Annotated in this window: 1 protein-coding gene; it reads right to left on the bottom strand. The window is 60.5% G+C overall.

Annotation, left to right across the window (positions count from 1 at the left end; all coding sequences use genetic code 11):
* Nucleotides 1-2 precede the first annotated feature (2 nt).
* The coding region (locus tag NUW23_16335; protein MCR4427715.1) for an AI-2E family transporter at nucleotides 3-610 on the bottom strand (608 nt) is incomplete at its 5' end.

The following is a 610-nucleotide window of genomic DNA, read 5'->3' as shown; positions in this document are numbered from 1 at the left end:
GCCTACTCCCCCCGGAGCAGCCGCTCCGATAGGATGGACAGGCACGCAGCCACCGGGACAGCAAGCAAGATACCCAAGACTCCGAATAGCCTGGCCCCAACTAGGAGCGCGAAGATTACAGCGAGAGGATGAAGCCCGACTGAGTCCCCCATTATCTTGGGAGATATGACCGCTGACTCCACCTGCTGGATTCCGATGAACGCCGCCGCCGTGAGCAGCGCAGTAGTGGGGGATTTGGCCGCCCCCATAAGCACCGCGGGTATCATGCCGAGGATGGGGCCGAAGTAGGGGACGATCTCGAGCACCCCGACGACGAACCCTATTGGTGCCGCGAATCTCACTCCCAGGATGGCGAGGGTCAGACCAGTCGATACTCCCACGAAACTGCATACTATGAGTTGCCCGCGGACGAAACCAGCAAGTGCACGGTCTATGTCACGCAGGATGCCCATCACCTGGTCTCTCATTGCCGGCGGTATCCAGGACGCGAACCGCTCACGGATGGAATCGAAATCCCGTGTGAGGTAGAACGCTATCACCGGCGCGAGCAGCAAGTTGAACAACTGAGAGAAGAGCGCGACGATGGCGTCGGCCGCCGCCCGTGCAATTA

Source organism: Bacillota bacterium, from assembly GCA_024655925.1.
GTDB lineage: Bacteria > Bacillota > DTU025 > DTU025 > JANLFS01 > JANLFS01.
This window is presented reverse-complemented; position numbering and strand designations above follow the sequence as displayed.